We start from the raw sequence: 23,597 nt of genomic DNA on the forward strand, positions 1-23,597 counted from the left end.
AAGTTAGGTCATTTTCGGAGACGGTGCCGGGCGAGCATGCCCGGCACCGTTCTCATTTTTCCCAGCGTTCTCGCTGGTCAGTCCCGTCTCGGAAGAAAACTTCAGCCTCCCCTGTAACGCGTGATGTGCGTCACACGAAGAACCTGTTGACCGCGTGTACTTCATTGCGGTCCTTGGTGAAACCGGTCGAGGAAGGACCGCAATGAAGTACACCGGGAAATCACTGCTCAAAGGTCTGTGGCTGGCCGCGATCACCGCAATGCTCGCCCTGGTGCCGCTGATCCTGTCGACGGGCAGCGCGCGCGCCGACACCGTCAACTGGGACGCGATCGCCGAATGCGAGTCCGGCGGTAACTGGTCCACCAATACCGGCAACGGGCATTACGGCGGCCTGCAGTTCAAACCGACCACTTGGGCCGCACACGGCGGCGTGGGGTCGCCGGCAACCGCGTCGCGCGAGGAGCAGATTCGCGTGGCTGAGAACGTCCTGGCGGCTCAGGGGCTGGACGCCTGGCCCACCTGCGGTACGCGGGGCGCCGGCCCGGCGGTCTGGGCGACGAACGCCCCGATCGGCTGCGATGCTATTCGGGTTGGCAGTGTGCTGGGCATCGTGGACCTGCGCCAGGTGTGTTCGACGTTCCTCAGCCCGCTGGCCGCGCTTGGCCTGCCTCGCTGAGCGTCGGCGCGACGAACGCCGAACGGGCCGCCACCGAGGCGAGATGGTGGGTGAGCACCGCCTCGGGCACCAGGACCGTCGCGCGACTGGCCAGGGCGCTCAACAACGCGGGACGCAGGTTGACGACCCTGCCGATCCACGCCGACTCACGCACCAATGAGCGCACCCGGCGGCGCCGGAACGCCTCGAACCCGGCGAAGGCCGCCGACACATCTGCGGTGTGATCGACGAAGCGGGCCAGGATGGCAGCGTCTTCCAGACCCTGACAGCCGCCCTGGCCCAGATGCGGGCGCATCGGGTGCGCGGCGTCGCCGACGAGCACCACCGGGCCGCGTGACCAGCGTCGCGCCTGATCGCGGTCGTACAGATCATTACGCAACACCTGCGCGGGGTCGGTGGCCGCAAGCAGCGCCGGGATGGGCTGCGCCCACGCCCCGAACCTGGTTTGCAAATAAGCCAGTTCGCCGTCCGGTGCGGCGTTGCCCTGCGGCGCTCGTTCGGTGGCAAACCAATATGTGCGATTCGGCCCCATCGGGACGTGACCGAATTCGAGCCCTGCGCCCAACGTTTCGCCGGCGAGATCGGGGTCGAGCGCGCACTCTGCGACCCCGCGCCACGCGGTGTAGCCGGCATAGCGGTGGTTCAGCGGTCCGTTGAGGTGCCGCGCGACCACCGAGTTGATGCCATCGGCGCCGATGACCCCCGAGACCGAGCAGGTCGTCGAATCCGACAACGTCACCTGTACACCGGAATCGGTGGCGACGATGTGTTGTGCCGCCACACCGCGACGAAGCGTGCCGTCGGACAACGCGTCGGTAAGGATGTCCATCAACGCTGACCGCTGCACCACCACCAACGGCTCGCCCAACGCATTGACGATCCGGTCCGCGGTGGGATGGCGCAGCCACCTCCCGTCGCGCCAGCGCAGCGCTCCCGCGGCCACCGGTCCGCCGGCCGCACGCACACGGTCTCCCAGTCCGATGTCGTCCAGCGCGGCCAGGGCATTGGGCCAGATGCTGATGCCCGCGCCGGATGACGTGTCGGTGCGCGATTCGACGATGGCGACCCGGTGTCCGCGCCGCTGCAGGGCCACCGCGGTGGCCAGACCTGCGATACCCGCCCCGACCACCAGGATCTGCTGCGCCATCCGTCGAACGTAAACGGTCGGGTGGGTGTGCTACCAACGGGGCATGACTTCTGCACCGTCGACGCCCTTTCATGACCTCGACGCGTTCGTCGCCCTGCCGCGGGTGTCGGGCCTGGCGGTGTCGCCGGACGGCTCGCGGGTGGTGACCACCATCGCCGAACTCAACGACAAGCGCACCGAATACGTCACGGCGGTGTGGGAACTCGACCCGTCGGGTGAGCGGCCGGTGCGCAGGCTCACGCGCGGCGCGAAGGGCGAGTCGTCACCCGTCTTCACCGCCGACGGTGACGTGTTGTTCATCGCGGTCCGCCCGACCGAGGACGACGACAAGCCGCCCGCGGCGCTGTGGCGGTTGCCCGCGGCGGGCGGTGAAGCGGTCGAGGAGCTGACGCTGCCCGGCGGGGTGACCAAGGTGCAGACCGCACGTGACGCCGCGACCACCGTGGTCGCAGCCCCGCTGCTGCGATCGGCGAAGGGCATCGACGAGGACAAACGACTGCGAACGCTGCGCAAGGACAACAAGATCTCCGCGGTGCTGCACACCGGATATCCGGTGCGGTACTGGGATCACGACCTCGGGCCCGACCATCCGCATCTGCTCGACGCCGAGGGCCCGCGTGACCTGACGCCGCAACCCGGTGATGCATTGCGGGAGGCCGATTTCGACGTCAGCGCCGACGGACGCTTCCTCGTGACGTCGTGGCACGACCCCGGACCGCGGGCGTCCATTCGCGGCACGTTGGTGCGCATCGACCTCGACAGCGGGGAACGGACCACCATCGCCGACGATCCCGACGCGGACCTGGAGCTGCCCGCGATCTCGCCCGACGGTTCGGCGGTGGCCTTCACCCGCGAAACCCACTCCACGCCAGACAAGGCACCACGAATCACGTTGTGCTGTCTGCGATTCGCAGAGCCGTTCGTTGAGCTCGGGACAGAGTGGGACCGGTGGCCCACGTCGGTGACCTGGGCGGTGGACGGCTCGAGCATCATCGTCACCGCCGACGAGAACGGGCGCGGCCCGATTTTCGCCGTCGACCCGGTGACGGGCTCGGTCACCCGGATCACCGACGACGACTACACCTACTGCGACGTCCGCACCGCGCCCGGTGGGGTGATCTTCGCGCTGCGCAGTTCCTATGATGCGCCGCCACATCCGGTTCGGATCGATCCCGACGGCGCGGTGACGGTGTTGCCGTGCGTCGAATTGCCGGGTCTGCCCGGCACTTTGACCGAAATCATCGCGACGGCCGACGATGGGACGCCGGTCCGGTCGTGGTTGGCGCTGCCCAAAACAGACGAGCCCGCGCCGCTGCTGCTGTGGATCCACGGTGGTCCACTGGCCAGTTGGAATGCCTGGCATTGGCGGTGGAACCCCTGGCTGATGGTGGCGCAAGGTTATTCGGTGTTGATGCCGGATCCGGCGTTGTCCACCGGCTACGGGCAGGACTTCATTCAACGTGGCTGGGGCGCTTGGGGTTCGGCACCGTATACCGATCTGCTGGCCGCCACCGACGCCGCGTGCGCACATCCCGGGGTGGATGAGACACGCACGGCAGCCATGGGCGGTTCGTTCGGCGGATACATGGCCAATTGGATTGCCGGGCATACGGATCGGTTCGACGCGATCGTCACCCACGCCAGTTTGTGGGCGCTGGACCAGTTCGGCGCCACCACCGACGGCGCCTACTGGTGGGCGCGGGAGATGACGCCCGAGATGGCCGAGCAGAACTCGCCGCACCGGTTCGTCGAGCACATCGGCACCCCGATGCTCGTCATCCATGGCGACAAGGACTATCGGGTGCCGATCGGCGAGGCGCTGCGGCTTTGGTATGAGTTGCTGACCAAGTCCGGGCTGCCCGCCGACGACGACGGCACCAGCCCGCACCAGTTCCTGTACTTCCCGTCGGAGAACCACTGGGTACGCCACCCTCCGCACGCCAAGATCTGGTACCAGGTCGTCAGCGCGTTCCTGGCCCGCCACCTGTTCGGTGAGGACGCCCAACCGCCCGAAATGCTCGGGTAGCGTCGCGCTCATGACGCAGCGTGAGTTCGACATCGTCCTGTATGGAGCGACCGGGTTCGTCGGGAAACTGACCGCGCACTACCTCGCCACGGCCGGCGGCGACGCGCGCATCGCACTTGCCGGCCGATCCCAGGAGAAACTGCTCGCCGTTCGAGAGCAATTGGGGGACAACGCAGCCTCGTGGCAGTTGATCACTGCCGATGCGTCGGACCCGTCGTCGTTGAACGCGATGGCGGCCCGCACCCAGGTGGTGGTGACCACCGTGGGCCCCTACACCAAATACGGCCTGCCGCTGGTGGCCGCGTGCGCGGCGGCCGGCACCGACTACGCCGATCTGACCGGCGAGGTCAATTTCATCCGCGACAGCATCGACGAGTACCACAAGCAAGCCATCGACACCGGCGCGCGGATCGTGCACTCCTGTGGATTCGACTCCGTCCCTTCGGATCTCACTGTCTTCGCGTTGTATCGGCGCGCTGAGCAGGATGGGGAAGGCCAGCTCGGCGACACCAACCTTGTGGTGCGCTCGTTCGCCGGCGGGGTCTCCGGCGGCACCGTCGCTTCGATGATGGAGGTGCTGAATGCCGCCTCCTCCGACCCCGAGGCGCGGCGGGTGATGACCGACCCGTACACCTTGAGCCCGGATCGGGCCGCGGAGCCTGAGCTTGGCGCGCAACGCGACATCCGCTGGCGTCGGGGCCGTGAAATCGCGCCCGAGCTGGATGGCTACTGGACAGGCGCGTTTGTGATGGCCGCGGCAAACACCCGGATTGTGCGACGCAGCAACGCATTACTGGATTACGCCTATGGCCGCCGGTTCGAGTACGCCGAGCAGATGAGCGTGGGCAAGTCGATCGCGGCGCCGGTCGCGGCGGCGATGATGACGGGCGGCAACGCCGCCGTCATGGCCGTGGGTAGCCGGTTGTTCAACCGGCTCCCGCGCAAAGTCCTCGAACGCATCGCCCCGAAGCCGGGGACGGGACCCAGCGAACGCACGCAGGAGAAGGGGCATTACACCGTCGAGACGTACACCACCACGACGACCGGGGCGCGATATCGGGCCGTCATGTCGCAGCAGGGCGACCCCGGGTACAAGGCGACGTCGGTGTTGCTGGGTGAATGTGGTCTCGCGCTCGCGCTGGACCGCGACAAGTTGTCGGACCTGCACGGTGTGCTGACCCCCGCGGCCGCGATGGGCGATGCGCTGATGGCCCGATTCCCCGGCGCGGGCGTGAAGTTGGAGACGACCCGGTTGAACTGATCTGCGCGCGCGGAACCCGTGTGCACCAAGATCAGTTCGACTAATGTCGTTCGCGAGCTACCAACAACCAGCAACGAAGGTGGAATGACATGGCCGCGCTCGACGACCTCTTCGCACAGATCCCCGTACAGGACATCGCAAACAAACTCGGCGCGGATGAAGGCGAGGTGAACAACGCCGTCCGCACACTGGTGCCCGCCTTGGTCGGCGGCCTTGCGCAAAACGTGCAGTCGGAAGACATCGACTCCAGCGACCTCGAGCAGACGGTCGCCCAGCAAGGCACCAGCGGCCTGCTCGACGGCGGCGTGAGCGTCGACCAGGTCGATCCGAACCAGGGCAACGAGCTCGTCGCCAAGATCTTCGGCGGCAACGACAGCAATCAGGTCGCCTCGGCGCTGGCCGGCACCGGCGCGGGCTCCGGCGGCCTGATCCAGAAGCTGCTGCCGATCCTGGCGCCGATCGTGTTGGCCTACATCGGCAAGCAGTTCGCCCAGCGCCAGTCCGCACCGGCCGGTGGTGAGGCGCAGGCGCAGGCCGCGCCGTCGGGTGGCGGCCTCGGCGATGTGCTGGGCAGCATCCTCGGCGGCGCAGCCGGTGGCGGTGGTGGCGGCAACAACCCGCTCGGCAGCATCCTGGGCAGTGTGCTCGGCGGCGGCGGGCAGAGCAACGCCATCGGAGAGATCTTGGGCGGGCTGCTCGGCGGGAAGAAGTAACGGGCAAGCCCACAGCGACGGCCCCCATACGCCTGGCGTGTGGGGGCTTTCGCTGCCACGTGGCCTGTTCTTCCTAGAATGGCCCGGTGACCGCCAGTTCTCAGCCTGCCGCCAGCCCACGGGCCGAGGCCCTGCCCAAATCGTGGGAGCCAGGGGCGGTGGAGTCCGACATCTACGAGGGCTGGGTCAAGGCCGGCTACTTCACCGCCGACGCATCGAGCAGCAAGCCGGCGTATTCGATCGTGCTGCCGCCGCCGAATGTGACCGGCAGCCTGCACATGGGTCATGCGCTCGACCACACGCTGATGGATGCGCTGACCCGGCGCAAGCGGATGCAGGGCTACGAGGTGTTGTGGCTACCCGGCATGGATCACGCGGGCATCTCCACCCAGACGGTCGTGGAGAAGCAGCTCGCCGTCGACGGCAAAACCAAGGAAGACTTCGGCCGGGAACTGTTCATCGACAAGGTGTGGGACTGGAAGCGCGAGTCCGGCGGCACGATCGCCGCACAGATGCGCCGGCTCGGCGACGGCGTGGACTGGAGCCGTGACCGGTTCACCCTGGACGAGGGCCTGTCCCGCGCTGTGCGCACGATCTTCAAGCGGCTCTACGACGCGGGGCTGATCTACCAAGCCGAGCGCCTGGTGAACTGGTCGCCGGTGTTGGAGACCGCGATCTCCGACCTCGAGGTCAAATACGAAGACGTCGAGGGCGAACTGGTGTCGTTCCGGTACGGCTCGATGCGCGACGACGAACCCCACATCGTGGTGGCGACGACGCGGGTGGAGACGATGCTCGGCGACACGGCGATCGCGGTGCATCCCGACGACGAGCGCTATCGCCACCTGGTGGGCACGACGCTGCCGCACCCCTTCGTCGATCGACAGCTGATCATCGTCGCCGACGACCACGTCGACCCCGAATTCGGTACGGGCGCGGTCAAAGTCACCCCCGCCCACGACCCCAACGACTTCGAGATCGGGCTGCGCCACCAGCTGCCGATGCCCAACATCATGGATACCAAGGCCCGGATCGTCGACACCGGAACCGAATTCGACGGCCTGGACCGCTTCGACGCCCGCGTGAAGGTCCGTGAGGCGCTGGCCCAGCAGGGCCGGATCGTGGAGGAGAAGCGGCCGTACCTGCACAGCGTCGGGCACTCGGAGCGCAGCGGCGAGGCGATCGAACCGCGGTTGTCGTTGCAATGGTGGGTCAAGGTGGAATCGCTTGCGAAAGCCGCCGGAGACGCGGTTCGCAACGGGGACACCGTGATTCACCCGGCCAGTCTGGAGCCGCGCTGGTTCGCGTGGGTCGACAACATGCACGACTGGTGCATCTCCCGTCAGCTGTGGTGGGGCCATCGCATCCCGATCTGGCACGGCCCCGACGGCGACACCATCTGCGTCGGGCCCGACGAGACCCCACCCGAGGGCTGGGAGCAGGACCCCGACGTGCTCGACACCTGGTTCTCCTCGGCGCTGTGGCCGTTCTCGACGCTGGGCTGGCCCGATCACACCGAAGACCTGGCGAAATTCTATCCGACCACCGTCCTGGTCACCGGCTACGACATCCTGTTCTTCTGGGTGGCCCGGATGATGATGTTCGGCACCTTCGTCGGCGACGACCCCGCCATCACCCTCGACGGCAAGCGGGGGCCGCAGGTGCCGTTCACAAATGTGTTCCTGCACGGGCTGATTCGCGACGAGTTCGGTCGCAAGATGAGCAAGTCGCGCGGCAACGGCATCGACCCGCTGGACTGGGTGGGAAAGTTCGGCGCCGACGCGCTGCGGTTCACCCTGGCCCGCGGCGCGAGCCCCGGCGGCGATCTGTCCATCGGCGAGGACCACGCCCGCGCGTCGCGCAACTTCGCGACCAAGTTGTTCAACGCCACCAGATTTGCGCTGATGAACGGCGCGGCCCCGGCCGAGCTGCCCGAGGCCGGCGCGCTGACCGACGCCGACCGCTGGATCCTCGGCAGGCTCGAAGAGGTCCGCGCCGAGGTCGATTCGGCGTTCGACTCCTACGAGTTCAACCGCGCATGCGAGGCGTTGTACCACTTCGCGTGGGACGAGTTCTGCGACTGGTACGTCGAGTTGGCCAAAGTCCAGCTGGGGCAGGGTATTTCCCATACCACCGCCGTGCTGGCCGCGGTGCTGGACACCCTGCTCAAACTGCTGCACCCGGTGATGCCGTTCGTCACCGAGGTGCTGTGGAAGACCCTGACCGGTGGCGAGTCTCTGGTCATCGCCGACTGGCCGCAGCCGTCGGGAATCACTCCGGATAACGCTGCCGCCCAACGCGTCGAAGACATGCAGAAGCTGATCACCGAGGTGCGCCGATTCCGCAGCGATCAGGGTCTGGCCGATCGCCAGAAGGTCCCCGCGCGACTCATCGGCATCACCGAGGCCGACCTCGACGCCCACACCCCGGCGGTTACCTCGCTGGCCTGGCTCACCGAGCCGGCTGAGGGCTTCAACCCGTCGGCGGCGGTCGAGGTCCGGTTGAGCGGGGGCACGGTGACGGTCGAGGTCGACACGTCGGGCACCGTCGACGTCGCCGCCGAACGGCGGCGCCTGGAGAAGGACCTGGCCGCCGCCGAGAAAGAACTGGCCGGCACCACAAACAAACTCGGCAACGAGGCCTTCCTGGCCAAGGCGCCCGCAGACGTCGTCGACAAGATCCGGGCCCGACAGCAGGTGGCTCGCGAGGAAGTCGACCGCATCACCGCACGCCTGGCCAGCCTGAAATGACCGATGCCGCGCCGACGCCGGATGAGGTTGCGGCACTGCTTCAGGTCGAGCACCTGCTCGATCAGCGGTGGCCGGAAACCAAACTCGAACCGAGCACGGCCCGTATTACCGCGCTGATGGAGATGCTGGGCTCGCCGCAGCGGGGTTATCCGTCGATCCACATCGCCGGCACCAACGGCAAGACGTCGGTGGCCCGTATCGTCGATGCGCTGCTGACCGCGCTGCATCGACGCACGGGACGCACCACCAGCCCGCATCTGCAGTCGGCGGTGGAGCGCATTTCGATTGACGGCAAACCCATTACGCCGGCGCGGTACGTCGCGACGTATCAGGAGATCGAACCGTTTGTGCACCTGGTCGATCAGCAGTCGCAGGCCGCCGGCGGCCCGGCGATGAGCAAGTTCGAAGTCGTCACCGCGATGGCGTTCGCGGCGTTCGCCGACGCACCCGTCGACGTCGCCGTCGTCGAGGTCGGCATGGGCGGGCGCTGGGACGCCACCAACGTCGTCGACGCCCCCGTCGCCGTCATTACCCCGATCGGCGTGGACCACGCCGACTATCTGGGCGACACCATCGCGGAGATCGCCGCCGAAAAGGCGGGCATCATCGTCAAGGCCAGAGATGATCTGGTGCCTACCGATACCGTCGCGGTGATCGGGAGGCAGGTGCCCGAGGCGATGGAGGTGCTGCTGGCCCAGGCGGTGCGTGCGGATGCCGCTGTGGCCCGGGAAGATTCGGAGTTCGCGGTGCTGAGCCGGCAGGTGGCCGTCGGCGGGCAGATGCTGGAGCTGCAGGGGCTCGGCGGCGTGTACTCCGACATGTTCCTGCCGCTGCATGGTGAGCATCAGGCGCACAACGCGGCCGTCGCACTGGCCGCCGTCGAGGCGTTCTTCGGTGCGGGAGCGCAGCGGCAGCTGGATGTCGACGCGGTGCGCGCCGGCTTCGCCGCGGTGACGAGCCCGGGTCGGCTGGAGCGCATGCGCAGCGCCCCAACGGTTTTCATCGACGCCGCCCACAATCCCGCCGGCGCTGCGGCGTTGGCAGATGCGCTGCAGCAGGAGTTCGACTTCCGCTTTTTGGTCGGCGTGGTTTCGGTGATGGGGGACAAGGACATCGACGGCATCCTGGCCGCGCTCGAGCCGGCGTTCGACCAGATCGTCGTCACCCACAACGGGTCACCCCGCGCGCTCGACGTCGACTCCTTGCGGATCCGCGCCGAGGAGCGGTTCGGCCCGGAGCGCGTCGTCACCGCCGCGACGCTGCCCGACGGCATCGAGACGGCCACCGCGCTGGTGGAGGAGTCCGGCTTCGAAGGCGAAGGTTTCTCCGGCAGCGGCATCGTGATCACCGGTTCCGTCGTCACCGCCGGCGCGGCGCGCACACTATTCGGGCGGGATCCGGAATGACGAGCGCGCAGCCCACGAAGGGGGCTCCGGACCCGTGGCGCAGCTTTCGCGGCGTCCTGGCCGGCACGCTGATTCTCGAGGCCATTGTGGTGCTGTTGGCGCTGCCACTGGTGGCCCGCACCAACGGGCTGACGGTGTTCAGCGGCAGCTATCTGATCGGCCTCGCGGTGGTGCTGGTGCTGTTGACCGGAATCCAGGGCCGGTCGTGGGCCATCTGGGCGAACCTCGGGATCCAGGTGGTCGTCATCGCGGGCGTCGTCGTACACGCCGGAATCGGCTTCATCGGCGGCATCTTCCTCGCGGTATGGCTGCTGATCGTGTACCTGCGCGCGGAGGTGCTGCGTAGGCAGAAGCGGGGACTGCTGCCGGGCCAGCAGCCACCAGCGGATTAGGCTGTGTCTCCGTGACCGCGACGGAGCAGACTCTTGTGTTGATCAAGCCGGACGGCGTGAAGCGGCGCCTGGTCGGCGAGATCCTCAGCCGGATCGAGGCAAAGGGCCTGAGCATCGCGGCCCTCGAGCTGAAGAATGTGAGCGACGATCTCGCCCGGCGCCACTACGCCGAACACGAGGGCAAGCCGTTCTTCGACTCGCTGCTGGAATTCATCACCTCTGGCCCGGTGATCGCCGCCATCGTGGAAGGGCCGCGGGCCGTCGCCGCGTTTCGCCAGATCGCCGGCGCGACTGATCCGGTGGAGAAGGCCGCGCCCGGCACAATCCGCGGTGACCTGGCACTCGTCACCCAGGACAACCTGGTGCACGGCTCGGATTCACCCGAGTCGGCGGCCCGCGAAATAGCGCTCTGGTTTCCCGGCGCATAGCCGCTCGACCGGTCGATTCCCTGCGGGAGGGTCGTGCTCGCGACGGTCACAGCCCTGGTGCAGAACTCGCTGCTGTCGCCCCGTTCGCGCCGCTTGGTCGGGCAGCGCCCGGCGATGTGGGATACTGGATTCGGGTGACCGGCCTCATACCAAGGGCGGACGCCCGAATGAAGACTTAGACGAGCGCGACCATCGTGACAATTCTCGGTGCGGCGCCGACCGTCCAGCCATCATTCAGCCAGGCACCGAGCCGGTTCGCCAGCGGACTTCTCGGAGCGAGACCATAACAAGCCCGGGGGGAGTTGCCCGGGTCCATAGCGGAAGCCCTCGCGTGGCCGCGTCCACCCGACGCGCCCGGGGGCTTGAGGAGAATACGTGGCCGAAGATGCCCCTACCGAAGACCTATCCGATGAGACTCAGCGTGAAGAGGCTCAGCCCGACCGTCTGAGGGTCCATTCGCTGGCTCGCACGCTCGGAACCACCAGCAAGCGGGTGCTCGACGCGCTGGCCGAGATCGACGGCCGGCCGCGCAGCGCGCACTCCACCGTCGATCAGGCCGAGGCCGATCAGGTGCGCGAAGCACTGGCCGCTGAGCCCGACGGCGCGTCGGAGACCGACGGCGACGAGCCGGAGTCGCGGCTGATGCTCGAAACGGCCACCGAAACCCCGCAGCGCGCCGACTACCTGCCGCTGTTCGTGGCGCCGCAGCCCGTCCAGTACGAGCCCGACGCCGACGACGAGGATGAGGACGAGGACGAGGACGACGAGGACACCGACGACGCGGAGTCCGAGGACCAGGCCGAGCGGCCTGTGGCACGCCGCCGCCGCCGCGGTCGTCGCGGTCGCGGTCGTGGCCGCGGCGAACAGAATGGCGACGAGTCCGCCGGCGAGGCCGACACCGATTCCGATGAGTCCGACGCCGGCGAGGACACCGACCAGGACACCGGCGACGAGGACGCCACCGGTACCGAGGGCGTCACGCGTCGTCGCCGCCGCCGTCGCCGGCGCAAGTCCGGTGCGGGCGACGACAGCGATTCCGGTGCACCCGACGATCCGCCCAACACGGTCGTGCACGAGCGTGCGCCGCGCCGGGACAAGGCCCTCAACGACGACACCGAGATCCAGGGCATTACCGGATCCACCCGACTGGAAGCCAAGCGGCAGCGCCGCCGCGACGGTCGAGACGCCGGACGTCGTCGCCCGCCGATCCTGAGCGAAGCCGAATTCCTGGCCCGCCGCGAGGCCGTCGAACGGGTGATGGTGGTGCGTGACAAGGTCCGCACTGAACCGCCGCACGAAGGCGCCCGATACACCCAGATCGCGGTGCTCGAGGACGGCGTCGTCGTCGAGCACTTCGTCACCTCCGCGGCCCAGTCGTCGCTGGTCGGCAACATCTACCTCGGCATCGTGCAGAACGTGCTGCCCTCGATGGAGGCGGCCTTCGTCGACATCGGGCGCGGCCGTAACGGCGTGCTCTACGCCGGCGAGGTCAACTGGGAGGCCGCCGGGCTGGGCGGGCAGAACCGCAAGATCGAGCAGGCCCTCAAGCCGGGCGACTACGTCGTCGTGCAGGTCAGCAAGGATCCGGTCGGGCACAAGGGCGCCCGGCTGACCACGCAGGTGTCGCTGGCCGGCCGCTACCTGGTCTACGTGCCGGGCGCGTCGTCGACCGGTATCAGCCGCAAGCTGCCCGACACCGAACGGCAGCGGCTCAAGGAGATCCTGCGCGAAGTGGTGCCGGCCGAGGCCGGCGTGATCATTCGCACTGCGTCCGAGGGCGTCAAAGAAGATGACATCCGCTCCGACGTCGAGCGGCTGCAGAAGCGGTGGACGGAGATCGAGGCCAAGGCCGCCGAGATCACCGAGAAGAAGGCCGGTGCCGCCGTCGCGCTCTACGAAGAGCCCGACGTGCTGGTCAAGGTGATCCGCGACCTGTTCAACGAGGACTTCTCCAGCCTGATCGTGGCCGGCGACGAGGCCTGGAACACAATCAACGAGTACGTGAATTCGGTTGCGCCGGATCTTCTTCCACGGCTGTCAAAGTACGAGCCCGCGGGTAACGACGGCCCCGATGTGTTCGCGGTGCACCGCATCGACGAACAGCTGACCAAGGCGATGGACCGCAAGGTGTGGCTGCCGTCGGGCGGCACCCTGGTCATCGACCGCACCGAGGCGATGACGGTGATCGACGTCAACACCGGCAAGTTCACCGGTTCGGGCGGCAACCTGGAAGAGACCGTCACGCGCAACAACCTCGAGGCGGCCGAGGAGATCGTCCGACAGCTGCGGTTGCGCGATATCGGCGGCATCGTGGTCATCGACTTCATCGACATGGTGCTCGAATCCAACCGCGACCTGGTGCTGCGTCGGCTGACCGAGGCGCTGGCCCGTGACCGCACCCGCCACCAGGTGTCCGAAGTGACCTCGCTTGGTTTGGTGCAGCTGACGCGAAAGAAGTTGGGCACCGGGCTGATTGAAGCCTTCTCCACCGCCTGCCCGCACTGCGGCGGTCGCGGGATCCTGTTGCACGGTGATCCGGTCGATTCGTCGTCCACCGGGCGCAAGTCCGAATCGGGCAGCCGGCGCTCCAAGCGGGGCAAGAAGAGCAAGGCCGATGATGTGCAGGTGGCCAAGGTGCCGCCGCACGTCCCCGGCGAGCACCCGATGTTCAAGGCGATGGCCGCGGCCAACGGCAAGCATGAAGCCACCGAGGAGGGCGAGGAGCGCGCCGAGGACGTCACCGAAGACGAGACCAAGACCCTCGGCGCGGCGTCCGACGAGGAAACCGCCGAACAGGTCGCGCGCGAGGTCGCCGAGGAGGACCTCGAGGACGAGGACTTCGACGAGTCCGATGAAGACGAAGACGAGTCTGACGATGATGACGACGAAGACGACGAAGACGAGATCGACCTCGACGCCGACGACGAGGACGAGGACATCGACGACGACATCGAGGTCATCGACTCTGATGAGGACTCCGAGGAGGACTCCGACGAGGATGACGACACCGATGAGGACGACGACGAAGAATCTGACGAGGACGAGGAAGACGACGTCCCCATCCAGGTGGTAACGGCGCGCGGCGGTCGTCATCGCCGGCGGGCCGCCGTCCGCCCCGCCGGACCGCCCATCCACGAGGGCTGAGGAGTGCACCACGCCGTGACCCGCAGTTTGACCCTGTACCCGCTGGTCACGTAACCTTGAGCAGTTGTCTTTCGGCCGACGCCGAAGGCAGCGGGGCCACCTGAGCCCGCACCCCAGACCCGCACGCGCAGCCACGGGTAGCGCGCGCCCGCAGAGCAGAGAAAGAAGCACGATGGCGACATACGCAATCGTCAAGACCGGCGGCAAGCAGTACAAGGTCGCGGTCGGTGACGTGGTCAAGGTCGAGAAGCTCGACTCCGAGCCCGGCGCCAAGGTCTCGCTGCCCGTCGCGCTCGTGGTCGACGGCGCGAAGGTCACCAGCGACGCCAAGGCCCTGGAGAAGGTCGCCGTCACCGGCGAGGTGCTCGAGCACACCAAGGGCCCCAAGATCCGTATCCATAAGTTCAAGAACAAGACCGGCTACCACAAGCGCCAGGGTCACCGTCAGCAGCTGACGGTCCTGAAGGTCACGGGCATCAAGTAGGTAGGGAGCGAACACATGGCACACAAAAAGGGCGCTTCCAGCTCGCGCAACGGTCGCGACTCAGCCGCCCAGCGGCTCGGCGTCAAGCGGTTCGGTGGTCAGATCGTCAAGGCCGGCGAGATCCTGGTCCGTCAGCGCGGCACACACTTCCACCCCGGCGTGAACGTCGGACGCGGCGGTGACGACACCCTGTTCGCGACGGCCCCCGGCGCCGTCGAGTTCGGCGTGACGCGCGGCCGCAAGACGGTCAGCGTGGTGCGACCGTCGGCTCCGGAGGCCTAACTTCTGCCGCGAATGTGAAGCTACTGCGAATTCTCGGCTGAAATTTCGCAGTAGCTTCACAGTCGACGGAAAGGAACTCCGATGCCCCGGTTCGTCGATCGCGTCGTGATCCACGCGCGGGCGGGCAACGGCGGTAACGGGTGCGCCTCGGTTCATCGGGAGAAATTCAAACCGCTCGGCGGCCCCGACGGCGGCAACGGCGGACGCGGCGGCAGCGTCGTGTTGGTCGTCGACCCGCAGGTGCACACCCTCCTCGATTTCCATTTCCACCCCCATGTCGTGGCGCCGTCCGGCAAACAGGGCATGGGCAGCAACCGGGACGGGGCCGCAGGTGAAGACCTGGAGGTCCGGGTACCCGACGGCACGGTCGTGCTCGACGAGCAGGGCCGGCTGCTGGCCGATCTGGTCGGCGAAGGCACCCGGTTCGTGGCCGCCGCCGGCGGTCGCGGCGGGCTGGGCAACGCCGCGCTGGCGTCACGCGCCCGCAAGGCGCCGGGGTTCGCGCTGCTCGGCGAGAAGGGCGAGGCCCGTGACCTGGTGCTCGAACTCAAGACCGTCGCCGACGTCGGCCTCATCGGGTTTCCCTCGGCGGGTAAGTCGTCTCTGGTATCGGTCATCTCGGCGGCCAAACCGAAGATCGCCGACTATCCGTTCACGACGCTGGTGCCCAACCTGGGCGTGGTCTCCGCGGGCGATCACACGTTCACCGTCGCCGACGTTCCCGGCCTGATTCCCGGTGCATCGGAGGGTCGCGGCCTGGGTCTGGACTTCCTGCGCCACATCGAACGATGTGCGGTGCTGGTGCATGTGGTGGACTGCGCCACACTCGAACCGGGCCGCGACCCGATCTCCGATATCGACGCCTTGGAAGCCGAGCTTGCGGCGTATACCCCGACGCTGCAAGGCGATTCAACTCTGGGAGATCTGGCCGAGCGGCCTCGCGCGGTGGTGCTCAACAAGATCGACGTGCCCGAGGCGCGGGAACTGGCCGACTTCGTGAAAGACGACATCGCCCGGCGGTTCGGCTGGCCGACTTTCGAGGTGTCGACGGTCACGCATGAAGGCTTGCGGCCGTTGACGTTTGCGCTGTGGGACATGGTCAAGGCATACCGGGACTCGCAGCCGCCGATCGTGCCCCGACGCCCGGTCATCCGCCCGAAAGCAGTGGACGAGAGCGGCTTCACCGTCGAACCGGATGGCCAGGGCGGTTTTCTGGTGCGCGGCTCGCGGCCTGAACGCTGGGTCAGCCAAACGGATTTCGACAACGACGAGGCCGTCGGCTACCTCGGTGACCGGCTGGCCCGCCTCGGCGTCGAAGAGGAGCTGCTGCGCCTGGGCGCACGACCCGGGTGCGCCGTCACCATCGGGGAGATGACGTTCGACTGGGAGCCCGCCACGCCCGCGGGCGTCGATGTGCCGTTGTCCGGTCGCGGTACCGACACGCGACTGGAGCAGACGGATCGCGTCGCCGCCGCCGAGCGCAAGGCCGCCCGTCGCGAGCGTCGGCGGCCAGGCGGTGACTCATGAGCAAGTACCGCGAGGCCATCCGCACCGCCCGCAGCGTCGTGGTCAAGGTCGGCACCACCGCGCTGACCACGCCGTCCGGCATGTTCGACGCCAGCCGGCTGGCGAGGTTGGCCGATGCCATCGAGGGGCGGATGAAAGCCGGCTCGGATGTGGTGATCGTGTCGTCGGGGTCGATCGCCGCCGGGATCGAGCCGCTGCGGTTGAGCAAGCGGCCCACGGACCTGGCGACCAAACAGGCCGCGGCCAGTGTCGGGCAGGTGGCGCTGGTGAACGCGTGGAGCACCGCGTTTGCCCGCTACGACCGTGTGGTCGGGCAGGTGCTGCTGACGGCGCACGACATCTCCGAACGGGTGTCGCACACCAATGCCCAACGCACGCTTGACCGGTTGCGGGCGCTGCATGCGGTCGCGATCGTCAACGAGAACGACACCGTGGCCACCAACGAGATCCGGTTCGGCGACAACGACCGGCTCTCGGCGCTGGTGGCCCACCTTGTTGGTGCCGATGCGCTGGTGCTGCTGTCCGATATCGACGGGCTGTACGACGCCGACCCGCGAAAGGGGAACGCGCGGTTCATCCCTGAGGTTGCCGGCCCCGACGATCTGGACGGTGTGGTGGCCGGGACCGGCAGCCACCTGGGCACCGGCGGGATGGCCTCGAAGCTGTCGTCGGCGCTGCTGGCCGCCGATGCGGGGGTGCCGGTGTTATTGGCCGCGGCGTCGGATGTCGCCACCGCGCTCAAGGACGCATCGGTGGGCACCGTGTTCGCGCCGCGGCCCGAACGCATGTCGGCGCGCAAGTTCTGGGTGCGCTACGCCGCCGAATCGGCGGGTGCGCTGACCCTCGACGAGGGCGCGGTGCGCGCGGTGGTGCGCCAACGGCGGTCACTGCTGCCCGCGGGGATCATCGCCCTGTCGGGCCGCTTCTACGGCGGCGATGTCGTCGAATTACGCGGCCCCGACGAAACCATGGTGGCCCGCGGCGTGGTGGCCTATGACGCGACCGAGCTGGCCGGCATGTTGGGCCGCTCGACATCGGATCTACCCGCCGAGCTGCGACGTCCCGCCGTGCACGCCGACGACCTCGTCGCCGTCTAGCGTGCGATTTGGGCGTGATTTCCGGCGCCCAGCGCAGGTTTTCACGCCGAAATCGCGGGGGAGAGTTCGTCGGCCAGCAGGGTCAGCATTTCTGAGCAACCGCTGTCGATTTTCACCGTGGCCAGGTCGTCGCCGCGGGTGGGCCCGCGGTTGATGATCGCGACGGGTATGGCCTTCGCGGCGGCGTGGCGGACGAACCGGTACCCGGAGTAGACGGTCAGCGACGAGCCCGCCACCAGCAATGCGTCGGCCGCATCGACAAGCGAATAGGCTTGCTCCACAAGGTCTTTGGGCACACTCTCGCCGAAGTACACGATGTCGGGTTTGAGCATCCCGCCGCATGCCGCACAGTCGACGACGCGAAACGACGCCGTGTTGCCGACGACCGCGTCGGCGTCGGGCGCCACCGCAATGCCCCCGACGGCCTCCGCGCGCTCGATGAAGCCGGGGTTGGCGGCCTCCAGCAGGTCGGCGAGCGTGGCACGGGAGATGGTGTGCCCGCAGTCCAGACACACCACCTGGGCATAGGTGCCGTGCAGGTTGACGACCGTGCGACTGCCGGCCTTGCTGTGCAGCAGATCGACGTTCTGGGTGATCACCCCACCCACCACGCCGGCGCGCTCCATCGCGGCCAGCGCTCGATGCCCGGCATTGGGCGAGGTGGCGTCCATATGCCGCCAACCGAGGTGATTGCGGGCCCAATAGCGCTGGCGAAACACCGGATCCGACGTGAACTGGCGGATGGTCATCGGATTGCTCGGCGGCGAATCCGGTCCGCGGTAGTCCGGGATGCCCGAATCGGTGGACATGCCCGCGCCGGTCAGTACGGCGATCCGGCGGCCCGCCAGCAGCGCGACGAGTTCGGGTGCATCCACCCTTTCGAGAGTAGAACTGCGCGTCGGCGGGTTATCTAGAGGTATGCGTGCGCTCACCGTGACACCGGGCCGGCCGGGATCGCTGGAAGTGGCCGACGTGCCCGATCCCACGCCAGCGCCTGGTGAACTGCTTGTCGAGGGCATCGCGCTCGGTGTCTGCGGCACCGACCGCGAAATCGCCCGCGGCGAATACGGCTGGCCGCCGCCGGGGGCGCAGCGGTTGGTTCTCGGCCATGAATCGCTGGGGCGTGTGCGTCAGGCACCTGACGGCAGTGGGTTCGCCGTCGACGACCTGGTCACGGGCGTGGTGCGCAGGCCGGACCCGGTGCCGTGCGGTGCCTGCGCCCGCGGCGAGTTCGACATGTGCCGCAACGGCCGCTACACCGAACGCGGTATCAAGGAGTTGGACGGCTACGGCAGCCAACAGTGGTGTGTGCCAACAGAATACGTCGTGCGTGTCGACGCGGCGCTGCAGCGGGTCGGCATGCTGATCGAACCGACCTCGGTGGTGGCCAAGGCGTGGGAGCAGATCGACCGCGTCGGCGGACGCAGCTGGTTCGAACCGCGCACGGTGCTGGTCACCGGCGCGGGGCCGATCGGGTTGCTGGCCGCGCTGATCGGTGTCCAGCGCGGGCTGGACACCCACGTGCTGGACCGCGTCACCGACGGGCCCAAACCCAAGCTGGTGCGCGATTTGGGCGCCACCTACCACCACGAGGACGTCGACGCCGTCGCCATGGCGCTGCAACCCGACATCGTCATCGAAGCCACCGGCGCCGCGGCCGTCGTCTTCGCCGTCCTGCAGCAGACCAGCGCGTACGGGGTCACGTGTCTTACCGGGGTATCGCCGGCCGGGCGTCACATCCAGGTCGACGCCGGGGCGGTGAACCGGGAGATCGTGCTGGAAAACGACGTGGTGATCGGATCCGTCAACGCCAATCTGAACCACTACCGGCAGGCCGCCGACGCCCTGGCACGCGCCGACGTGGGATGGCTGGAGGCGCTGATCACCCGACGGGTGAGACTGGACGACGCCCTCAAAGCGTTCGACGACGACGGCTCCGACATCAAGGTCGTCATCGACCTCTAGCCCAAACAGTCGGCGGCCGGCACGATCTCGGCCCGCATATTGCGTTCCATCATCTTCAGCGCCGCGTCGCCGAGCGCTGAGTCGATGTGCGCCACCGCATCCCGCGGCACCACCACGTCGAGATGACGGACGTAGGCGTCCAGTGCGGTGTAGAGGACGCACTGCTCGGTGACCTGCCCGGTCAACACCAGGCGCCGAGTTTCCAAGCGCCCCAGCAGATAGTCCAACGCGGTGGCGTAAAACGCGCTGTGCCGCACCTTGATCAATGTGCGGCAGCTGTCGTCCGGCACGATCGGCTTGACCAGATCCGGCCGCTCGCCGTCGAGTGCGGAGCGCACGATATCGCTGAATTCCGCGGTGAAATCGCCGTAGTTGTCGTTGACGTAGATCAGGTCGATGCCGTCGCGGCGCCGGGCATCAGCGATGAGCCCGGCCAGCGGCGCCATGATCTCGGCGACGTTGGGTATCAACAGGTCGGCGTCCTCGTGGCGATAGGCATTGAGCATGTCGATGACGAGGACAGCGGTCTCGGCCATATAACTGTTGATACCCCGTCACCCGATCTTGACACTCGGCGGGCGACAATGGAGTGCGATGGACTTCTACTCGGCATACGCGCACGGCTTCGTGCGGGTCGCCGCATGCACCGACCACACCACCATCGGCGACCCCGCGACCAACGCCGAGGCGGTGCTGCGGATGGCGCGGGCCTGCCACGACGACAGCGTCGCGCTCGCGGTGTTCCCCGAGTTGACGCTGTCGGGCTATTCGATCGAAGACATCCTCATGCAGGATGCGTTGCTGGACGCGGTCGAGGACGCGCTGGTCGAAATCGTCGCGGCGTCCGCGGTGTTGATGCCCGTGCTGGTGGTCGGCGCGCCGCTGCGCCACCGGCACCGGATCTACAACACCGCTGTCGTCATCCACCGTGGCGCGGTGCTGGGAGTCGCACCGAAGTCGTATCTGCCGACCTATCGCGAGTTCTACGAACGCCGGCAGATGGCCCCCGGCGACGACGTGCGCGGCACGATCCGGGTGGCCGGCGCCGAGGTGCCGTTCGGTCCCGACCTGTTGTTCACCGCCACGGATATGCCGGGTTTCGTGCTGCACGTCGAGATCTGCGAGGACATGTTCGTGCCGGTGCCGCCGAGCGCGGAAGCGGCGTTGGCGGGCGCGACGGTGTTGGCGAATCTGTCCGGCAGCCCGATCACCATCGGGCGGGCCGAAGATCGTTGCCTGCTGGCGCGATCTGCGTCGTCGCGATGTCTGGCGGCCTACGTGTACGCCGCGGCGGGGGAGGGCGAATCGACCACCGACCTCGCCTGGGACGGCCAGACCATGATCTGGGAGAACGGTGTGCTGCTCGCCCAGTCGGAGCGGTTCCCGAAGGGGGAGCGGCGCTCGGTCGCCGATGTGGACCTCGAGCTGCTGCGTTCGGAGCGGCTACGGATGGGCACCTTCGACGACAACGCCAGACACCATAGCGCCGGTCTTGATGCGTTCCGGCGCATCGAGTTCCGGCTCGATCCGCCCACCGGTGACATCGGTCTGTTGCGCGAAGTCGAACGTTTCCCGTTCGTGCCGGCGGATCCCTCACGGCTGGAACAGGATTGCTACGAGGCGTACAACATTCAGGTGGCCGGCCTCGAGCAGCGGCTGCGGGCGTTGAACTATCCCAAGGTGGTGCTGGGACTGTCCGGGGGCCTGGATTCCACCCACGCGCTGATCGTCGCCGCGCGCGCGATGGACCGGGAAGGCCGGCCGCGCAGCGACATTCTGGCCTTCACGCTGCCCGGCTTCGCCACCGGAGAGCGCACCAAGGGCAATGCGATCCGGTTGGCCAACGCATTGGGTGTCACGTTCGAAGAGCTCGACATCAGGTCGACGGCGAAGTTGATGCTCAGCGAGATCGGCCACCCGTTCGCCAACGGTGAAGAGGTCTACGACGTCACGTTCGAAAACGTGCAGGCCGGGTTGCGCACCGACTACCTGTTCCGGCTGGCCAACCAGCGCGGCGGCATCGTGCTCGGCACCGGGGATCTGTCCGAATTGGCTTTGGGTTGGTCGACGTACGGCGTCGGCGATCAGATGTCGCACTACAACGTCAACGGCGGGGTGCCGAAAACGTTGATCCAGCACTTGATTCGGTGGGTCATCTCGTCGCGCCAGTTCTGCGATGAGGTCAACGAGGTGCTGCAGTCGGTGCTCGATACCGAAATCACCCCTGAGCTGATTCCGACCGGCGAGGACGAGGAGATCCAGAGCAGCGAGGCCAAGGTCGGGCCCTATGTGCTGCAGGACTTCTCGCTGTTCCATGTGTTGCGCTGGGGTTTCCGTCCGTCCAAGGTGGCGTTCTTGGCCTGGCATGCGTGGAGCGACCCCGACCGCGGCGACTGGCCGGCCGGCTTCCCTGACGACAAGCGGCCGGCGTATTCGCTGAAGGAGATTCGGCACTGGCTGCAGGTGTTCGCGCAGCGGTTCTACTCGTTCAGCCAGTTCAAACGCTCGGCTCTGCCCAACGGCCCCAAGGTGTCGGCCGGGGGATCGCTGTCGCCGCGCGGCGACTGGCGGGCCCCGTCGGACATGTCGGCGCGAACGTGGCTCGACGAGATCGACCGCGAGATCCCCGAGGACTAGATCTTCAAGCCGACACCGGGCGCGAAGCGGCCGACGGTGGCGAGGTACTCGCGGTAGGAATCACCGTGCACCGTCAGCAGATACGGCTCTTCGACGAGGCGCACCTGCAACTCGATGGTGGCGACCAGCAGCAGGAAACCGGCGATTGCCACCACGTTCGGCGTCACCAGCGCGATGCCGACGCCGAACACCACCATCGCGGTGAAGATCGGGTTGCGCACCCAGCCGAACACTCCGGAGCGGACCAGCGTGGTGGTCTCGCCGGGGTCCACGCCGATCCGCCAGGAATCACCCATGTCGATCTGGGCGTAGACGGTGCCCGCGATGCCGGCGATCGCCAGCACGATGCCGCTGACCTGAATCCAGGTTGCCTCAAGGATGTCCAGCGGTGACACCACGCCGGCGAGTTGCAGCCCGGGCGCAGCGACCGCGGCCACCAACGCGACGACGAAGCCCACACCGGCGAACCATTCCGCCGAACCCAGCCGGCCGCTGACCCCCCGAAAACCCGTCGAACCGGTGCGGCGACGCTGTTCCCAACTGCGCCAACCGAATCCGAGCGCGCCGAACACGGCGAACAACACCAATGCGACAACGGGCATGTCATTTCCTTTCACGAGCAGCACGGGTCGCCGCGCCAGGCGTTGAGTCCCTCACGGACCGCGATCCCGGCGATCACCAGCGCCGCGGCCCCGTCCGCCCACGTCCAGCCGAACAGCGCATTGAGCACCAGACCCGCCAGCAGCGCCGCGGACAGGTATGCGCACAGCAGCGTCTGCTTGGAATCGGCGACCGCCGAACGTGATCCGTATTCGCGGCCCGCGCGACGCTGCGCCCAGGACAGCACCGGCATGACGATCAGGCTCGCCGCGGCCAGGCCGATGCCGATCGGTGACGGGCGGGGTTCGCCGATGCCCAGCAGCGACAGAGTGGCGTCGGCCGCAACATATGCCGCAAGGGCAAAGAACGAGAACGCAATCAGGCGTAGCGCCGTCTTCTCGCGGGTCTCGGGATCCTTGGTGGAGAACTGCCAGGCCACCACCGCGGCCGACGACACCTCGACCACCGAGTCCAGACCGAATCCGATCAGCGCCGACGACGACACCCGAGTGCCCTCGGTCAGCGCGATCACCGCTTCGATGACGTTGTACGTGATGGTCGCGGTGACCAGCCAGCGGATGCGGCGGGCCAGCACCGTTTGTCGCGTCGATGAGATAGGCATCAGCAGCAGTCATCGGTCTCGGCGGTGGGGCAGCAGGCCGGGTCGACCGCCAGCACCAGCCCGATCAGATCGTCGAGCGCGTGGGCGATACGGACGTCGGCCAGCTCATAACGGCTGCGCCGGCCTTCCGGGGTGGCCAGGACCAGGCCGCAGCCGCGCAAGCAGGCCAGGTGGTTGGACAGGATCTGCCGCGACACCCCGATCTTCTCCGCGAGGTCTGACGGATAACTCGGCCCGTCGCGCAACAGCATCAGGATCTCGGCGCGGGTCGGGTCCGACAATGCCGAGCCGAACCGCGATAGCGCATCGCTGCGAACCACCGTCTGCATACCCAGACAGTACATCTAATCCTGTATTCAGAAAACCCTGAACTATCCGTCGCAGCGATTTCGGCGCGCGCAGTTGCGCTCAGCGGGCTGTATCGAAATGGTTTCGCGCCG

The 23,597-nt window shown here is 67.6% G+C and carries 21 protein-coding genes; 15 read left to right on the forward strand and 6 right to left on the reverse strand.

What is annotated here, in order from left to right; translation table 11 throughout:
* The first annotated feature begins 202 nt into the window (after window positions 1-202).
* Complete coding sequence (locus CWS39_RS08305) at window positions 203-676, forward strand: transglycosylase family protein (protein WP_102142419.1); 474 nt, start codon at window positions 203-205, stop codon at window positions 674-676.
* On the opposite strand, the gene CWS39_RS08310 is transcribed toward CWS39_RS08305, so the two are convergent.
* Window positions 642-1,823 (reverse strand): FAD-dependent oxidoreductase, encoded by a 1,182-nt coding sequence (locus CWS39_RS08310; RefSeq protein ID WP_102142420.1) that lies wholly within the window; start codon window positions 1,821-1,823, stop codon window positions 642-644. The genes CWS39_RS08305 and CWS39_RS08310 overlap by 35 nt on opposite strands.
* Window positions 1,824-1,866: 43 nt before the next feature.
* Here CWS39_RS08310 and CWS39_RS08315 point away from each other — a divergent pair, with 43 nt between their 5' ends.
* The 12 genes from CWS39_RS08315 to proB all read left to right on the forward strand — a co-directional run bounded on the left by CWS39_RS08315 (window position 1,867) and on the right by proB (window position 17,333).
* Window positions 1,867-3,849, forward strand: coding sequence for a S9 family peptidase (locus CWS39_RS08315; protein ID WP_102142421.1), 1,983 nt, complete (start codon window positions 1,867-1,869; stop codon window positions 3,847-3,849).
* A 10-nt stretch (window positions 3,850-3,859) separates the two neighbouring features.
* Window positions 3,860-5,110 carry a saccharopine dehydrogenase family protein gene (locus CWS39_RS08320; RefSeq protein ID WP_102142422.1) on the forward strand — a complete coding sequence of 417 codons (1,251 nt, stop codon included), beginning with the start codon at window positions 3,860-3,862 and terminating at the stop codon, window positions 5,108-5,110.
* A gap of 89 nt (window positions 5,111-5,199) precedes the next feature.
* Window positions 5,200-5,823 carry a DUF937 domain-containing protein gene (locus CWS39_RS08325; protein ID WP_102142423.1) on the forward strand — a complete coding sequence of 208 codons (624 nt, stop codon included), beginning with the start codon at window positions 5,200-5,202 and terminating at the stop codon, window positions 5,821-5,823.
* 86 nt (window positions 5,824-5,909) lie between these two features.
* Entirely contained in the window at window positions 5,910-8,573 is a 2,664-nt protein-coding gene (locus CWS39_RS08330) for a valine--tRNA ligase (RefSeq protein WP_102142424.1), read from the forward strand.
* Window positions 8,570-9,979: a bifunctional tetrahydrofolate synthase/dihydrofolate synthase gene (gene folC / locus CWS39_RS08335; protein ID WP_102142425.1), complete on the forward strand. Its 1,410-nt coding sequence runs from the start codon at window positions 8,570-8,572 to the stop codon at window positions 9,977-9,979. Before CWS39_RS08330 ends, folC begins: the two co-directional genes overlap by 4 nt.
* Window positions 9,976-10,371 carry a DUF4233 domain-containing protein gene (locus tag CWS39_RS08340; protein ID WP_102142426.1) on the forward strand — a complete coding sequence of 132 codons (396 nt, stop codon included), beginning with the start codon at window positions 9,976-9,978 and terminating at the stop codon, window positions 10,369-10,371. Before folC ends, CWS39_RS08340 begins: the two co-directional genes overlap by 4 nt.
* An 11-nt stretch (window positions 10,372-10,382) precedes the next feature.
* On the forward strand, window positions 10,383-10,799 hold the full coding sequence (gene ndk, locus CWS39_RS08345; RefSeq protein WP_102142427.1) for a nucleoside-diphosphate kinase: 417 nt from the start codon (window positions 10,383-10,385) through the stop codon (window positions 10,797-10,799).
* A 375-nt stretch (window positions 10,800-11,174) separates the two neighbouring features.
* Window positions 11,175-13,943 (forward strand): ribonuclease E, encoded by a 2,769-nt coding sequence (gene rne, locus CWS39_RS08350; protein ID WP_102142428.1) that lies wholly within the window; start codon window positions 11,175-11,177, stop codon window positions 13,941-13,943.
* A 172-nt stretch (window positions 13,944-14,115) separates the two neighbouring features.
* A complete protein-coding gene (gene rplU / locus CWS39_RS08355) occupies window positions 14,116-14,427 on the forward strand; it encodes a 50S ribosomal protein L21 (RefSeq protein WP_102142429.1) in 312 nt (103 codons plus the stop codon).
* Between the two features lie 15 nt (window positions 14,428-14,442).
* The gene (gene rpmA, locus CWS39_RS08360; RefSeq protein WP_102142430.1) at window positions 14,443-14,709 is read left to right on the forward strand and encodes a 50S ribosomal protein L27; all 267 of its coding nucleotides are present in this window, start codon (window positions 14,443-14,445) and stop codon (window positions 14,707-14,709) included.
* Between the two features lie 81 nt (window positions 14,710-14,790).
* Window positions 14,791-16,236: a GTPase ObgE gene (obgE, locus tag CWS39_RS08365; protein WP_102142431.1), complete on the forward strand. Its 1,446-nt coding sequence runs from the start codon at window positions 14,791-14,793 to the stop codon at window positions 16,234-16,236.
* A complete protein-coding gene (proB, locus tag CWS39_RS08370; protein ID WP_102142432.1) occupies window positions 16,233-17,333 on the forward strand; it encodes a glutamate 5-kinase in 1,101 nt (366 codons plus the stop codon). Before obgE ends, proB begins: the two co-directional genes overlap by 4 nt.
* A gap of 41 nt (window positions 17,334-17,374) precedes the next feature.
* Here proB and CWS39_RS08375 read toward each other — a convergent pair whose 3' ends face one another.
* Window positions 17,375-18,208, reverse strand: a complete 834-nt coding sequence (locus tag CWS39_RS08375; RefSeq protein WP_102142433.1) for an NAD-dependent protein deacetylase — start codon at window positions 18,206-18,208, stop codon at window positions 17,375-17,377.
* A gap of 43 nt (window positions 18,209-18,251) precedes the next feature.
* On the opposite strand from CWS39_RS08375, the gene CWS39_RS08380 reads away from it, so the two are divergent.
* Window positions 18,252-19,298: a glucose 1-dehydrogenase gene (locus CWS39_RS08380; RefSeq protein ID WP_102142434.1), complete on the forward strand. Its 1,047-nt coding sequence runs from the start codon at window positions 18,252-18,254 to the stop codon at window positions 19,296-19,298.
* Here the strand turns inward: CWS39_RS08380 and CWS39_RS08385 are convergent.
* Window positions 19,295-19,834 carry a cysteine hydrolase family protein gene (locus CWS39_RS08385; RefSeq protein WP_102142435.1) on the reverse strand — a complete coding sequence of 180 codons (540 nt, stop codon included), beginning with the start codon at window positions 19,832-19,834 and terminating at the stop codon, window positions 19,295-19,297. The genes CWS39_RS08380 and CWS39_RS08385 overlap by 4 nt on opposite strands.
* A 58-nt stretch (window positions 19,835-19,892) precedes the next feature.
* Here CWS39_RS08385 and CWS39_RS08390 point away from each other — a divergent pair, with 58 nt between their 5' ends.
* Complete coding sequence (locus CWS39_RS08390; protein ID WP_102142436.1) at window positions 19,893-21,935, forward strand: NAD(+) synthase; 2,043 nt, start codon at window positions 19,893-19,895, stop codon at window positions 21,933-21,935.
* On the opposite strand, the gene CWS39_RS08395 is transcribed toward CWS39_RS08390, so the two are convergent.
* Genes CWS39_RS08395 through CWS39_RS08405 form a run of 3 tightly spaced genes read right to left on the reverse strand, consistent with a single transcriptional unit; the run spans window position 21,932 to window position 23,486 of the window.
* Complete coding sequence (locus CWS39_RS08395) at window positions 21,932-22,537, reverse strand: methyltransferase family protein (protein ID WP_102142461.1); 606 nt, start codon at window positions 22,535-22,537, stop codon at window positions 21,932-21,934. The two genes, CWS39_RS08390 and CWS39_RS08395, sit on opposite strands and share 4 nt — an antisense overlap.
* A gap of 11 nt (window positions 22,538-22,548) precedes the next feature.
* A complete protein-coding gene (locus CWS39_RS08400) occupies window positions 22,549-23,157 on the reverse strand; it encodes a cation efflux transmembrane domain-containing protein (protein WP_102142437.1) in 609 nt (202 codons plus the stop codon).
* Window positions 23,157-23,486 (reverse strand): ArsR/SmtB family transcription factor, encoded by a 330-nt coding sequence (locus tag CWS39_RS08405; protein ID WP_102142462.1) that lies wholly within the window; start codon window positions 23,484-23,486, stop codon window positions 23,157-23,159. Before CWS39_RS08405 ends, CWS39_RS08400 begins: the two co-directional genes overlap by 1 nt.
* Window positions 23,487-23,597 lie beyond the last annotated feature (111 nt).

Source organism: Mycobacterium hubeiense (genome assembly GCF_002838065.1).
GTDB classification, from domain to species: domain Bacteria; phylum Actinomycetota; class Actinomycetes; order Mycobacteriales; family Mycobacteriaceae; genus Mycobacterium; species Mycobacterium hubeiense.